Annotated in this window: 16 protein-coding genes; 6 read left to right on the forward strand and 10 right to left on the reverse strand. The window is 63.1% G+C overall.

Annotated elements, in window-relative coordinates; translation table 11 throughout:
* Positions 1 to 18: 18 nt before the first annotated feature.
* Both K663_RS13005 and petA read right to left on the reverse strand, forming a co-directional pair.
* Positions 19 to 1,338 (reverse strand): cytochrome b, encoded by a 1,320-nt coding sequence (locus tag K663_RS13005; RefSeq protein WP_062118257.1) that lies wholly within the window; start codon positions 1,336 to 1,338, stop codon positions 19 to 21.
* 11 nt (positions 1,339 to 1,349) lie between these two features.
* Positions 1,350 to 1,916 carry a ubiquinol-cytochrome c reductase iron-sulfur subunit gene (petA, locus tag K663_RS13010; RefSeq protein ID WP_037467561.1) on the reverse strand — a complete coding sequence of 189 codons (567 nt, stop codon included), beginning with the start codon at positions 1,914 to 1,916 and terminating at the stop codon, positions 1,350 to 1,352.
* 210 nt (positions 1,917 to 2,126) lie between these two features.
* Between petA and K663_RS13020 the strand changes: the two genes are divergently transcribed.
* From K663_RS13020 to K663_RS13030, 3 genes are read left to right on the forward strand one after another with little or no spacing between them, the layout of a single operon-like run.
* Entirely contained in the window at positions 2,127 to 2,585 is a 459-nt protein-coding gene (locus tag K663_RS13020) for a tRNA (cytidine(34)-2'-O)-methyltransferase (RefSeq protein ID WP_062120898.1), read from the forward strand.
* A gap of 11 nt (positions 2,586 to 2,596) precedes the next feature.
* Positions 2,597 to 3,460 carry an oxygen-dependent coproporphyrinogen oxidase gene (gene hemF, locus K663_RS13025; RefSeq protein WP_145902274.1) on the forward strand — a complete coding sequence of 288 codons (864 nt, stop codon included), beginning with the start codon at positions 2,597 to 2,599 and terminating at the stop codon, positions 3,458 to 3,460.
* A gap of 14 nt (positions 3,461 to 3,474) precedes the next feature.
* Complete coding sequence (locus K663_RS13030; RefSeq protein WP_443019008.1) at positions 3,475 to 4,065, forward strand: GNAT family N-acetyltransferase; 591 nt, start codon at positions 3,475 to 3,477, stop codon at positions 4,063 to 4,065.
* Here K663_RS13030 and K663_RS13035 read toward each other — a convergent pair.
* Positions 4,047 to 4,835: a glycerophosphoryl diester phosphodiesterase membrane domain-containing protein gene (locus tag K663_RS13035; RefSeq protein WP_062118268.1), complete on the reverse strand. Its 789-nt coding sequence runs from the start codon at positions 4,833 to 4,835 to the stop codon at positions 4,047 to 4,049. The two genes, K663_RS13030 and K663_RS13035, sit on opposite strands and share 19 nt — an antisense overlap.
* A 76-nt stretch (positions 4,836 to 4,911) precedes the next feature.
* Here K663_RS13035 and lipB point away from each other — a divergent pair, with 76 nt between their 5' ends.
* From lipB to K663_RS13050, 3 genes are all read left to right on the forward strand, one after another.
* Positions 4,912 to 5,616, forward strand: coding sequence for a lipoyl(octanoyl) transferase LipB (lipB, locus tag K663_RS13040; RefSeq protein WP_062118270.1), 705 nt, complete (start codon positions 4,912 to 4,914; stop codon positions 5,614 to 5,616).
* A 58-nt stretch (positions 5,617 to 5,674) separates the two neighbouring features.
* Positions 5,675 to 5,968, forward strand: coding sequence for a hypothetical protein (locus K663_RS13045; RefSeq protein ID WP_062118273.1), 294 nt, complete (start codon positions 5,675 to 5,677; stop codon positions 5,966 to 5,968).
* 93 nt (positions 5,969 to 6,061) lie between these two features.
* Positions 6,062 to 6,751, forward strand: coding sequence for a hypothetical protein (locus tag K663_RS13050; protein WP_062118276.1), 690 nt, complete (start codon positions 6,062 to 6,064; stop codon positions 6,749 to 6,751).
* Between the two features lie 63 nt (positions 6,752 to 6,814).
* Here K663_RS13050 and queE read toward each other — a convergent pair whose 3' ends face one another.
* The 7 genes from queE to K663_RS13085 form a co-directional block, all read right to left on the reverse strand.
* The gene (gene queE / locus K663_RS13055) at positions 6,815 to 7,462 is read right to left on the reverse strand and encodes a 7-carboxy-7-deazaguanine synthase (RefSeq protein ID WP_062118279.1); all 648 of its coding nucleotides are present in this window, start codon (positions 7,460 to 7,462) and stop codon (positions 6,815 to 6,817) included.
* A 10-nt stretch (positions 7,463 to 7,472) separates the two neighbouring features.
* Positions 7,473 to 8,165, reverse strand: a complete 693-nt coding sequence (gene queC, locus K663_RS13060; RefSeq protein WP_062118282.1) for a 7-cyano-7-deazaguanine synthase QueC — start codon at positions 8,163 to 8,165, stop codon at positions 7,473 to 7,475.
* Between the two features lie 45 nt (positions 8,166 to 8,210).
* Positions 8,211 to 8,642, reverse strand: coding sequence for a DUF3617 domain-containing protein (locus K663_RS13065; protein WP_235589449.1), 432 nt, complete (start codon positions 8,640 to 8,642; stop codon positions 8,211 to 8,213).
* 132 nt (positions 8,643 to 8,774) lie between these two features.
* A complete protein-coding gene (gene hslO / locus K663_RS13070; protein WP_443018940.1) occupies positions 8,775 to 9,683 on the reverse strand; it encodes an Hsp33 family molecular chaperone HslO in 909 nt (302 codons plus the stop codon).
* Positions 9,684 to 9,826: 143 nt separating this feature from the next.
* A complete protein-coding gene (gene argF / locus K663_RS13075) occupies positions 9,827 to 10,756 on the reverse strand; it encodes an ornithine carbamoyltransferase (protein WP_062118288.1) in 930 nt (309 codons plus the stop codon).
* A 58-nt stretch (positions 10,757 to 10,814) separates the two neighbouring features.
* A complete protein-coding gene (locus tag K663_RS13080; RefSeq protein WP_062118292.1) occupies positions 10,815 to 12,002 on the reverse strand; it encodes an aspartate aminotransferase family protein in 1,188 nt (395 codons plus the stop codon).
* Positions 12,003 to 12,151: 149 nt separating this feature from the next.
* Positions 12,152 to 12,547 (reverse strand): flagellar export chaperone FliS, encoded by a 396-nt coding sequence (locus tag K663_RS13085; RefSeq protein WP_062118295.1) that lies wholly within the window; start codon positions 12,545 to 12,547, stop codon positions 12,152 to 12,154.
* Positions 12,548 to 12,551: the final 4 nt, after the last annotated feature.

Consider the following 12,551-nt stretch of genomic DNA (forward strand, 5'->3'; position numbering starts at 1 on the left):
GTTACTCTTATCCCCCTCTTAGCCGGCGTTCGACGGCTGCGGATCGCTGCCCATGCCGGGAAGCGCGTCCTGTTCGCCCTTGATGTGCTCGCGGCCCAGCACCGCTTCGGTGATCGAGCCTGGCAACGGCAGCGGCCTTTCAAAGCGTGAGATCAGCGGCAGGACGATCAGGAAGTGTGCGAAATAATAGGCCGAAGCGATCTGTGAGATCATCACATAGGGCTCTTCCGCCGGCGCGCCGCCGCAATAGCCCAGGATCGCTACGTCGATGATCAGGATCCAGAAGAACTTCTTGAAGGTCGGGCGATAGTTGCCCGAGCGCACGGGCGAAGTGTCCAGCCAGGGCAGGAAGAAGAGCAGCAGGATCGATGCGAACATCGCCAGCACGCCGAGCAGCTTCGCCGGAATGAAGAAAAAGTCGACCGTGAAAGCACGCAGGATCGCGTAGAACGGCCAGAAATACCATTCGGGCACGATATGCGCCGGCGTCGAAAGTGGGTTCGCCTCGATATAATTGTCCGGGTGGCCGAGGTAATTCGGCGCGAAGAACAGCAGGATCGAGAACGCGATCAGGAACACGCCCGCGCCGAAACCATCCTTTGCGGTGTAGTAGGGATGGAAGGGCACGGTGTCCTGAGGCCCCTTCACTTCTACGCCGGTCGGGTTCGACGAGCCCGGAATGTGCAGCGCCCAGATGTGCAGCATCACGACTGCGGCGATAACGAAGGGCAGCAGGAAGTGCAGCGAGAAGAAGCGGTTGAGCGAGGCATTGCCAGGAGCAAAGCCGCCGAGCAGCCAGGTCTGGATCGGTTCGCCCACGACCGGGATCGCGCCGAACAGGCCGGTGATCACCTTCGCGCCCCAATAGGACATCTGGCCCCAGGGAAGCACATAACCCATGAACGCGGTGGCCATCATCAGCAGGAAGATGACGAGGCCAAGCAGCCAGACCATTTCACGAGGCGCCTTGTAGGAGCCGTAGAAAAGGCCGCGGAAGATGTGGAGATAGACGACGATGAAGAAGAAGCTCGCCCCGTTGGCATGTGCATAGCGCATCAGCCAGCCTGCGTTGACGTCACGCATCGTCTGCTCAACGGTGCCGAAAGCGACCAGCGTGTTGGCGCCATAATGCATCGCCATGATCACGCCGGTAACGATCTGGATCACCAGCGCAAGGCCGGCAAGAACACCGAAGTTCCAGAAATAGTTGAGATTGCGCGGCACGGGATAACCGGCGCCGATCGCGTTGTAGACGAGGCGCGGAAGCGGCAGCCTCTCGTCGATCCACTGCATCGCAGGATGCTTGGGAGAATAATGCTCAGCCCAGGGAAAGCTCATGGTTTCTTACCTCAGCCTACGAGAATGGCGGTGTCGGAAGTGAAGCTGAACTTCGGCACTTCCAGGTTCTTGGGCGCGGGGCCTTTGCGAATGCGGGCGGCCGTGTCGTAGTGCGAACCGTGGCAAGGGCAGAAATACCCGCCAAACTCGCCCTTGTTCTCACCCTCGCCGGCACCGAGCGGCACGCAACCCAGATGGGTGCAAACACCCATGGTGACGAGCCAGTTCTTCTTGCCATCCACCGTGCGCTCTTCCAGCGTCTGCGGATCACGCAGGCCCGAAGCATCGACCTTGTCCGCCTCGGCAATTTCCTTTTCGGTCAGGTGACGCACGAAAAGCGGCTGTGAGCGGAAGGTCGTTTTGATCGCCTGACCCGGCTGGATCGATGAGATGTCGACCTCGGTCGATGCAAGCGCCAGCACGTCAGCGCTGGGATTCATCTGATCGACGAGCGGAATGACGACGGCGACGGCCCCGACCCCCGCGAAGCTTACTGCGGCGATATTGATGAAGTCGCGACGACGCACTCCATCTCCGCCGGATAGACCTTGGCTGTCCGTATGTTCAACGCTCGCCATGCACCTCAACCCTTGCAAAGACGTCCCTGTTACCCGCCGCATTGCCGTCTCCGGCCCTGATTATCGGGAGAGCCACGGCGCCCACAGAATAGGGGCCCCGCCTTTCCCCCTGGCGTGGTTCGGGGGCCTGATAGCCCCACTGCAGCTTCTTTGCCAACAGCAATTTGGCCATGGCTATGACAATTTGCCATGCTGCTTTATGCGCGGGCCATGCGTATCGCTCTTTATCAACCCGAGATTGCGGGAAATGTAGGCGCCATATTGCGCCTTGCCGCCTGTTTTTCCGTGCCTGTGGACATCATCATGCCGATGGGATTCGCCTTCTCCGACGCCCGGCTGAAACGCGCGGCGATGGATTATGGCGCTGCCGCCGAAGTGACGCGGCACGCCAATTTTCAGGCATTCGATGACCTTCGCCGCGCGCAGGGGCGCCGCCTGGTGCTGATGAGCAGCCATGCCTCGCAGCCCTTGCCAGAGGTGAAATTCCAGAATGACGACATCCTCTTGATGGGGTCGGAAAGCGCGGGCGTGCCGGACGCGGTGCGCGACTTGGCCGATCTGCGCGTGCGAATCCCGATGGCGCCGGGCTTTCGGTCCTTGAACATTGCCGTTTCGACGGGCATCGCCGTTGCCGAAGCCCTTCGCCAGACCGGCCAGTTTCCACAATGACAGAGAATGACATGACCTTGGCGCTCAATCCCCAGCAGCAAGCCGCCCGTTCCTGGTTCGAATCACTGCGCGACCGTATCTGCGCCGAGTTCGAGGCGATCGAGCGCGAGGCAGGCAGCGACGCATCCTTCGATTACACGCCATGGGATCGCGAGGCGCCCGGCCTGACGCCCGGCGAAGGCGGTGGCGGCGTGCGCGGCGTCATGAAGGGCAGGATATTCGAAAAGGTCGGCGTCAACGTCTCGACGGTCTCGGGTGAATTCGCGCCCGAATTTGCCAAGACCATCCATGGCGCGGAGGAGAGTCCAGCCTTCTTCGCGACCGGAATCAGCCTGGTCGCGCATATGGCCAATCCGCATGTGCCCGCCGTACATATGAACACGCGTTACCTGGTGACGACGAAAAGCTGGTTCGGCGGCGGCGCGGACCTCAATCCCCCCCTCCCCCGCGAAGAAGACACGGCGCATTTCCATGCCGTGCTGAAGGCCGCATGCGACGCCCATGACGCTGACTATTATCCCCGGTTCAAGGCATGGGCCGACGATTATTTCTTCATCCCGCATCGGGGCGTCCATCGCGGAGTCGGCGGCATTTTCTACGATCATCTGGAATGTGCGGACGATGCCGGGTTCAAGGCCAATTTCGCCTTCACCCGCGCGGTGGGGGACGCTTTCCTGAACGCCTTCCCGCCGATCGTGCGGCGGCGGATGAACGAAAGCTGGAATGACGAGGACTATCGGACGATGCTGGAATGGCGCGGCCGTTATGCGGAATTCAACCTGGTGCATGACCGTGGCACGTTGTTCGGGCTCAAGACCGGCGGCAATATCGACGCCATACTGATGAGCCTGCCGCCGATGGCGAGCTGGAGCTGAAAGCCGTGAGCCTGATGCCGGTCGCCGATGGTCATATCGCGACGGTCGTCACGCATCTGGAGATGGTGGAACGCCCCCGGCCCACGCCGATCCCGCCCGCGCCGCTGCGCCTTGTTCCATGGAAGCAGCCCGCCCCGGACGCCTATCGCGCCCTGTTCCGGCGCGTCGGGGAACCGTGGCTATGGTTCTCCCGGCTGGTGATGAGCGATGCCGAACTGACCACCATCATCCATGACCCGGCTGTCCAGATTTTCGCCGTCACCGACCCGCGCGGGATGGAGGTGGGCCTGCTGGAACTCGACTTCCGCCACCTGCCCGACTGCGAACTGAGCTTCCTTGGCCTTATCCCGGAAATGACTGGCAGGGGGTTCGGCAAATGGCTGATGGCGCAGGCCAAGTCGCTCGCCTGGCGCAAGGATGTGACGCGTTTGTGGGTGCATAGCTGCACCCTCGACAGCCCCGGCGCGCTTGGCTTCTATCGCAAGGCGGGGTTCGCGCCATTCAAACGCGAGGTAGAGATTTTCGCCGACCCGCGCCTGGCGGGGTTGCTAAGCCCGGACGCAGCGCCGCACGTGCCGATGCTGGCTCAGCGCGCTTCCGCCTGACGGTAGAGGCGAGCGAGCATCACCAGCATATAGACCTGCACCACGGTGGAAACGGCCGCCGCCGCGACGCCGCCGATCAGGCGCGCGCCATCCGCCCCGGCGACAAGCCCACCGATCAGGCCGAAGATCACCTGCGCCGCCGATCCGACGATGGCGGACAGCAGTGTCAACACCAGCATGAAGCCCAGCAGCCGCCAGAAATGGCCGCGCGTCAGCGCCCAGCTGTGCCGCAGCGAGGCGACGACACCCTCTTTCCCATCAATCACGACGGGATTGAGCAGCAGCAGCCGGACGCTGCCGAACAGCATCACGCCGCCCAGACCCACCGCCAACAGCATGGTCAGCGCCGCACCAGCAGGCTTTGCCACCATCGAGAAAGCGACGACGACGATCGCTCCGACGATAACGATGGCGAGCAGCGCGCCGAGCACAGCGGCAGCCGTGCCAAGCAGGACTGGCAGGCGCGACAGGCTGAGCCGTAGCGCTTCGCCAACGCTGATCCCCGGCCGCAGCGCCAGCGCGAACAAGGCAAGCGAACCAAAACAGATAAGAATGACTCCGACCAGCATCGACAGCCAGAAGCTGGCCGGAACGTCGGGCATCGCACCCTTGTCCATCGTCCACTTGGCGAGTTCGGGCGGCGTTATTTCCTGGACGATGAGGCCGGGCAACGCGACAAACAGCAAAGCAACCGGGAACAGCAGGCTGCGTTCGCGCGCGACAAAGGCAACCGCTTCTTCCCATGCCTTGCCGATCGACATAACCGTCATATCTTAGCCTTAATTCTCGTGCGGAAAATCGAGGAGGAGACTTGATCGCTCCCCTCGCCCAAGTCAAGGAAGCGCCATGTCATCCTCTTCCCCTGATCCTGCCAGCGAACCGCAGATCGAATGGCGGGTGGATTCCGCGCCGGTTGAATATCCTGCGGCGCTCGCGGACATGGAGGCACGGGCGGCGGCGATCTTCGACGGCGAGATGGGGGAACGCGTCTGGCTGCTGGAGCATCCACCCCTTTATACCGCCGGGACCAGCGCCAGCCCGGCGGAACTGATTGACCCGCGATTTCCGGTGCATGAGGCAGGGCGCGGCGGGCGCTATACCTATCATGGGCCGGGCCAACGGATCGGTTATTTGAACATCGACCTGCGGGAGCGGGGCAAGGATGTGCGGAACTTCGTCCACCATCTGGAGGACTGGATGATCGACGCGCTGGCCGATCTGGGCGTGGACGCGCGGCGGGCCGAGGGGCGGATCGGCATATGGACCGACGACCTTGACGGGCGTGAGGCAAAGATCGGGGCGCTTGGCATCCGGGTAAGGCGCTGGGTGACGCTGCATGGCTTTTCGATCAATGTGGATCCCGACCTGTCGCATTTCGGGGGCATCGTGCCGTGCGGGCTGGCCGAATATCCAGTCACCAGCCTGGCGGCACTGGGAAAGAGCACCTCGATGGCCGCGCTCGACGCAGCGCTGAAGGCGCATTTTCCGGCTTTTCTCAGCCGATTGCGCAGCTGCCGTGCGGGGGTTGAGCAATGCGGGGCTGGTCGCTAGGGTCTGCGCTTTCGCCGGGTGGGGGGCCGCCGGGCATGACGATGTTTGGGAGACCCGGATGCGTGGCAACGCGAGGACGATCTTTACCGCCCTGCTGCTGACGGGCTGCACCGCTTTGGCGAGCTGCGGCAAGGACGACAAGACCAGCAACATGGTGCAGATGAAGGACATGGAAGTCGTGGACGGCACCACTACCGACGCGATGACGGACCTGGACGGCGTGCAGAGCGAAGCACCCGCCGCCGCCGCACTGCCATCTGGCGGTGGAAACAACAGCGCCGCCGCAGCGCCCAAGCCGGAGACCGCCGACAACGCGGCGCAGGGCGATATGGAAGTGCTTTCGGATCAATAGAAGCAGCAAGGCGTTCAGGCGCAATACAGGCGCCGCTGGCAAGGCATATCATAAGAGAAAGCCTGTCCGATCGTCGTTCAAAAAGGGGAAGTCATGACATCCTGTTCCACCCTGCGCCGGATCTGTTTCGGGCTGATGCTGGTCGCTGCGCCGATGATCGCGCAACCGGCTGCCGCCCAGTTCTTCTGGTCGCCGCCTGATTTCTCCACGCCGCCGCTGACCGACGTGGAAGCCGCGACCGCGCTGGGCCTGCCGGGCGCAACTGCCGACGAAATCCGCGCGGGGCTGGTCTGGAACCTGCGGGCTGCGCTGAACGTCGCCGCGCTGCAATGCCAGTTTGAACCGACGCTGCTGTCGATCAGCAATTATAATGCGATGATCGCGCATCATGACGCCGAACTGGACTCGGCGCAATCAGTGCTGCTGGGCTATTTCCAGCGAACCGCGGGCAAGGGCAAAGCGGGTCAGACGGCGGCGGACCAATATGGCACCCGCATCTATTCGGGCTATTCAACGGTGCAGGCGCAGCGCGGCTTCTGTCAGGCGGCGGCACTGGTCGGGCGGCAGGCGATCTTCGCCAATCGCGGGGCACTGAATGAAGTGGCGCGCACCGGGCTAGGCTCTATCAAGAAGTCGCTGGTGCTTGCGGGCGAGCAATTTTACGGCGATCCGGGCCGGGGCTATTCGCTGACGCTGCCTTCCTTCGACAAGAAATGCTGGAAGAAGGACAAGCTCCGGCCGAATTGCCAGATTGCCTATAACCGGCAGGTTGGCGCTCAATAGCCTTCATCCGCCGCCGTCTGCGTCAGTGTGGTAGACGGCGGCGGGAAGAAACTGAGGCTGAGGTTAGCGCAGCCCGAGATATTTGTGCGATTGAAGGCTCAAGCGCCAGCGGGGCCGGGCCATCACCAGATCTATCGCGGCCTGCATGTTTGCGACAGCATTCGGATCGTCGAGGGGCTGGATCAGCAGATGATCGAAGGCCCAGCCCTCCATGCCCGTCACATCGGCAAGGCTGTGACCGATTCCCGGCTGCGGCCAGACCAGCTTCAACTCATTGCCGCTGCGCTGCACGACCTCGCTGCCCGCCTTGGGGCTGATGCAGACCCAATCGATTCCGGGATGGGCGGCGATCGTACCGTTGCTTTCCATCGCGATCCTGAAACCCCGCGCATGCAATGCGTCGATCAGGGGTTCGTCGATCTGCAGCATCGGTTCGCCGCCAGTCAGAACGATGTAGCGCTCCTCTTCCCCCTCGCCCCAGAAAGCGAGCGCGGCATCCGCCAGCGATGCGGCATCGGCGAACTTGCCGCCGCCATCGCCATCGGTGCCGACGAAATCGGTATCGCAAAACTGGCAGACGGCCTTGCGCCGGTCTTCTTCGCGGCCGGTCCACAGATTGCATCCGGCAAAGCGCAGGAACACCGCGCGGCGGCCGCTATGCACCCCTTCCCCCTGGAGCGTCAGGAACATTTCCTTGACGGCGTAGGTCATCCGCCTATCCCTAGGGCTTTGCCGCGTAGCGGGTGGGATCGGGCAGGCCAGCCTCTTCAAATCCCTTGGAGCGCAAGCGGCAACTGTCGCACAGCCCGCAATGCAGGTCGCCGGGGGCGGGATCGTAGCAGGACCAGCTCATCCCCGCGTCAAGGCCCAGGCGATGCGCCTCACGGACAATGTCGGCCTTGCTCATATTCTGGAGCGGCGCATTGATGCGGAGCGGGTGGCCTTCGACGCCAGCCTTGGTCGCAAGTGCGGCCATCTTCTGAAACGCGTCAATAAATTCGGGACGGCAGTCGGGATAGCCCGAATAATCCAGTGCATTGACGCCAATGAACACATCGTTGGCCCCCGATACTTCGGCAAGGCCCAGCGTCAGCGACAGGAAAATCGTGTTGCGCGCAGGCACATAGGTGATGGGAATACCCCGTCCCACGCCGCCCTTGGGCACCGACATGTCCGCCGTCAGCGCCGATCCGCCAAATGCGGTGAGATCCAGCGGCAGGATGATATGGCGCAATGCACCCAGCGCAGACGCCACGCGCGCAGCTGCCCCCAATTCGATCCGATGCCGCTGATTATAGTCGATTGTCAGCGCGAAAATGCGATAGCCCGCTTCCCGCGCGAGTCCGCCCGCGACCATCGAATCGAGGCCGCCCGACAGCAGGACGACGGCGAATTTCCCATTATTGGCAGCCATGATTCCCGCGCTACCGCCCCGACCGGCTTGACGCAAGGGACGCGGTCAACGACAGGCGCCGACCCGCCGCCCTTCCAAACTGAAAGAGAAGGGCGCGCCATCGGCTATGCCCTGCGACTGGATCTGCACAAGACGCGGGGTTTCAATCCGCAAATCGGTGCGTCCGCCGCCTGCGCCTGCACAATCATAGCTGACGATCAGCCGCTTTGCGGCTTCATCGACGGTCAGGCTTTTGCAGCTGTTGCGGGCATGGCGCAGCTGGATGAACTGGCGCAGATCGGCGAGGCATATTCTGCGAAGATCGCCCTTTTCTCCCGCTTCCGGTCGTGCGCGCAGTTCCCACTCCCCCGGTTCAAGCCCGCGAAGCGGCAGTGGCGGCAGCGCACGCGAAACGGCCGGCAATGCGGCGATAAGCATGGCAAAAGCCGCGCCAAAGGCGTGCCGACCTGTCTTCATTCGATAGCCCCCGTCTTTCATCGCGAACTCCGTCACCGGATTGCCGCGCGCATGAACGCGTGACCGCCTTCATGCGCCTCAATTGCGGCCATTTGATGCGTCAGCCCCCGCTGGACGCTTCAAAATCCGTTCCGATATCGCAACAGATTGGTGTCAGCCCTGTACGAAACTGTCCAGCGAAACCGGAAAGAGGCGCGAGCAAAAGGCGCAATCGACGCCGATGACACCCTGATCATCCGCCATCTCCGCGCGTTCTTCCGCCGGGAAACGGCCAATGACGCTGCGGATATGGGCAAGGTCGCAACGGCAACCCTTGACCAGATCGACGGGCTCGGTGACCCGAACCACCTCTTCCTCATGGAACAGACGCCATACGATATCGGTCAGCGGCAGCGCCGCGGCGGTCAGCTCCTCATCCTTCAGCGTCGTCGCCAGCGCCTGCACATGTTCCCATTCGGGATGGTCATGCCGGGTGTGCAGCCGTTCACGGCCCACTTCCCCTTCGGGCAAATGCTGGAGCAGCATGCCGGCGGCGAAACAGCCCTGCCCCGCTTCGTGGCGGACGGCGATCTGGACGACGCTGGGGATCTGTTCGGACTGGAAGAAATAATGCTCCGCCGCCTTGGCGAGCGATTCGCCGTCCAGCGGCACGATGCCCTGATAGCGTTCCCCGGTCACCGCCTGGTCGAAGGTGATGGCGAGATAGCCCTTGCCGAACAAGCCGAACAGCGTCGGATCGGGGCCAAGCTCCGCCAGCCGGTCTGCATCGAACTTGGCATAGCCGCGCACTTCGCCGCCCTTGTAATCGGCGACCAGCAGGCTGACGACGCCATTTTCCGTCTGCGCCTGAAGCGTCAGCTGCCCATCCACATCCTTGAGCGTCGAGCCAAGCAACGCGGCAAGCACGAGCGCCGAGGCGAGCAGCCGCTCGATCGGCGGCGGATAGCTGTGCGCGGCCAGAACATCGTCGAGCACGGGCCCAAGGCGAAGGACGCGCCCACGCGCGTTGCGCGATGGGATGGTGAAGCCCAGGGCCTGATCGATATGAGCGGAAGAATTCAAGTCAGGCTCCATGCAACCCGCTGGGCGGGCAGGTCAAAATCCACTGGGCGGGGCCGGACAGCCATGCAAACCGTCATGCAGGATGAGGCAGCCCTTTGTCATTCACGCCGATCCGCCCTTAGATAGGACAGCTCGCCCCAAACTCAACCAAGGCGCCCGGCGGCCCAGAGCAGAACCGACTTTTGCGCATGAATGCGGTTTTCCGCCTCATCCCAGATCAGCGATTGCGGACCATCGATCACTTCAGGCACCACTTCCTCGCCCCGATGGGCGGGCAGGCAATGCAGGAACTTCGCGCTGGGCTTCGCCTTGGCCATCAGGTCGACGGTCACCTGATAGGGCATCATCGCCTTCAGCTTTTCGTCGGCATGCGCCTGCCCCATGGAAATCCAGGTGTCGGTGACGACGGCATCGACCCCAGAGACCGCCGCGACCGGATCGCGGGTAAGCGTGATGCCGGCCCCCAGCGCCCGCGCTTCCTGAATGAAGGCGTGATCGGGCTCATAGCCCTCCGGCACGGCGACCCGGACGTCGAACTTGAACAGGCCCGCGGCCTCGATGATCGAATGAAGCACATTGTTGCCGTCGCCCAGCCATGCCCACTGGCTTCCCGGCAGCGCCAGGCCATGTTCCACCACTGTCAGCAGGTCGGCGACGATCTGGCAGGGATGCGACAGGTCGGTCAGGCCGTTGATGACCGGCACGGTCGCATGGCGCGCCATTTCCTCGATCTTCGCATGGTCGTCGGTGCGGATCATGATCATGTCGCACATGCGGCTCAACACGCGCGCGGTGTCCTCCACCGTCTCGCCCCGGCCAAGCTGACTGGTCGCACCGTCCAGGATCAGCGACGTGCCGCCCAGCTGGCGGATCGCCATGTCGAAACTGACGCGGGTGCGGGTCGAATTCTTCTCGAAAATCATCGCCAGCGTGTGGCCTGCGAGCGGCGCGTCGGCATCGGCCTGTCCCTTGGGCAGGCTCTTGCGCGCGGCCTTCCGGTCGATGGCGTCGCTGATCATCGTGGCGAGCGCATCTCCGCCAGCGTCGGAAAGATTGAGGAAATGTCTGGTCATAATAGCCTCTTTCTCCCTGTCTCCGTTCGCGAACGCGAACGGAGGGGAGTTACTGATGTCAGGCTGCCTCGGCAAAACTCCGCGCACCGGTCGACAGCTTTTCGATACATTCGGCGACATGGCTTTCGTCGATGACGAGCGGCGGCAGGATGCGCACGACATTCTGCCCAGCCCCCACCGTGAGCAGCCCGTGCTCGTCGCGCAGATGCGCCACGAACTCGCGCGAATCGGCGCCGTCCTTGAGCTTCACGCCCAGCATCAGGCCCATTCCGCGCACATCCTCGAAAATATCGTGGTTGGGGATCAGTTGCTCCAAAGCCGAACGCAGGCGCGCGCCAATGCTGTTCACATGGTCGAGGAAACCGTCACCCAGCACTTCGTCCAGCACAGCCATGCCCACCGCCATGGCGAGCGGGTTGCCGCCATAGGTCGATCCATGGGTGCCGAACACCATGCCCTTGGCCGCTTCCTCGGTCGCAAGGCATGCGCCCAGCGGGAAGCCAGCGCCGATGCCCTTGGCCACCGCCATGATGTCGGGCTTCAGGCCATATTGCTCATGGGCGAAAAAGGTGCCGGTACGGGCATAACCGCACTGCACTTCATCCAGGATCAGCAGCATGCCCTTCTCGTCGCACAGCTTGCGCAGCCCGGCGAGAAACGCCTGCGTCGCTGGCGTCACGCCGCCTTCGCCCTGCACCGTTTCAACGAGAAAACCGGCGCTGTTCTCATCGATCGCGGCGGTCGCCGCCTCCAGGTCGTTGAACGGCACCACGGCAAAGCCGGGCAGTAGCGGTTCGAAGCCATCGCGCATCTTGGGCTGGCTGGTGGCCGAGATGGTCCCCAGCGTCCGGCCGTGGAAGGCATTGTCGAAGCTGATGATCTTGTGCCGGTGCGCTTCACCATTGGCATAATGGTAACGGCGCGCAGTCTTGATCGCGCATTCGACCGCCTCCGCGCCCGAATTGGTGAAGAAGACCGTGTCGGCAAACGTCGCATCGACCAGACGCTGCGCAAATTTTTCCCCCAGCGGCATGCCGTAGAGGTTCGACGTATGCATCAGCGTCGCGGCCTGATCGGCAATCGCCTTCACCAGGCGGGGATGGCCATGGCCGAGCAGATTGACCGCGATGCCGCTGGCGAAGTCGAGATAGCGTTCCCCGCGCTCGCCGATCAGATAGCAGCCCTCGCCTCGGACCGGGCGGACATCGCACCGGGGGTAAACGGGCATGAGCGGCGTAATCGACATGGAGGCCCTCCCTTCGCTGGGCTGATGAAAAAGTCGCAAAACGCAAAAAGGCGGCCCCCGCCGGGCCGCCCTTTGCGAGCACCGCCTATACTAGCGCCACCGGAGCGGTGCAAGTGTGCTGAAAGCCTCTATGCCGCCGGGCCTATTGCTCAGGCGATCTGGTTCCAGGCGTCGGCGATCTCAGCGATGATGTCGCGGGCCTGTTCGGCGTGCTCGGGCGAGCGCTCCTTGGCGCTCAACAGCAGCAGGCGGCGCGCCTCGCGGTAGATCTGGGCAAGGCCAGTGGCGATGTCGCCGCCATTGTCGAAGTCCAGGCTGGATTCGAGCGCGATCAGGATCGACATGGCCCGGGCCTGCTTGTCCGAAACCTTCAGCCGGTCGTTGTTCCGTTCAGCAAGCGCAGTCGCTTCCAAAGCAATCAGCAGTTCATCGAACAGCACCTTCACCAGGGCGTGGGGCGTTGCGCCTTCGATCCGGCTGCCCGAATGCACGGCCGCATACCGCCGCGCCGCATTGGTGCCCACATAGCCTTGAGAATAGAACATCTTG

The organism is Sphingobium sp. MI1205 (assembly GCF_001563285.1).
Taxonomy (GTDB): domain Bacteria; phylum Pseudomonadota; class Alphaproteobacteria; order Sphingomonadales; family Sphingomonadaceae; genus Sphingobium.